Origin of the sequence: Limosilactobacillus mucosae, assembly GCF_046939755.1 — a bacterium.
Classification (GTDB): domain Bacteria; phylum Bacillota; class Bacilli; order Lactobacillales; family Lactobacillaceae; genus Limosilactobacillus; species Limosilactobacillus mucosae_A.
Window position 1 is genome coordinate 1 of record NZ_JBKZAY010000070.1, and the last position, 1,075, is coordinate 1,075.

Here is a 1,075-nt window from a genome sequence, read left to right on the forward strand (position 1 = left end):
GTACATTTTTTTGTATACTCACTTAAAAAATCAGAGGTGATGTATACATGAGAAAAGATATTTTTGAAAGGATGCGATTCTTCGTGAAGGAGGACATCAAACCAAACTTTAGTCAGATTGCCAGACAATATGGTGTTGATCGAAGGACGGCTAAAACTTTATATGATAAAGCGGGCCAAGTTAAGGAGGTTGTACGAAAGAAAAGAAACATTCATGGAAAGCTCGACGACTTTAAAGAGATCGTCAAGCTTAAGTACGAAGCTGGCTGCACGGCCATGGCAATCTACCGGTTCATTCAAAAGAAGGGATATACAGGCGGCTATACACTAGTAAAAACGTTCTGCCGAAACTATAAACAGGCGGAGGTAAAGAAAGCGACGATTAGAGTTACGCATACGATAGGTCTTAGTGCTCAAGTAGACTGGAAGGAGGAAGTCAAACTACGCGATAAGTATGGAAAGGTGCATACATTCAATATTTTTCTATACGTACTGCCTTACTCAAAGTTAAAGTTTATTAGCTTAACAATGGACAAAAGCCAGGATACGTTGTTTGAGATGCTTTACAAGGCATTTCAATATACTAATGGCGTTCCAAAAGAAATTTGGTTTGATAATATGGCAACGGTTGTAGACCATCATTCCAGTTATCCTGGACATGTTAAATTCAACGAAAAATTTCTTTCCTTTAGCAAAGATGCGGGCTTTAAGGCGATTGCCTGTCAGCCATACAGACCACAAACAAAGGGTGTTGTGGAAGCTCTAGCAAGGACGACTAGCAGACTAGCCCCCTACGATGGTGAATTTAAAACCTTAAAGGAACTTGATAGCATCGTTGATGAGATTTGTCGAGATTTGAATTTAGAAGAATCTCAGAGCACGCATAAAATTCCAAAGGAATTATGGCAAAAAGAAAAGGAGTGCCTCAATCCCCTAAACGATGACATCGATAGATACTTTAACAGCGTGCAGACTCGAAAAGTATCGAAAGATTCAATGATTATGTTCAGGAAGAATCAGTACTCCGTTGATCCTAAGTATATAGGAAAAACAGTTGAAATTAAACTAAGTCCCAC

General features: G+C 39.0%; 1 protein-coding gene. It reads left to right on the forward strand.

Going from position 1 to position 1,075, the window contains the following annotated elements; genetic code table 11:
* Nucleotides 1-47: 47 nt before the first annotated feature.
* Nucleotides 48-1,075: IS21 family transposase (istA, locus tag ACLUWI_RS10105; protein ID WP_412147217.1), on the forward strand; the 1,028-nt coding region annotated here is incomplete at its 3' end.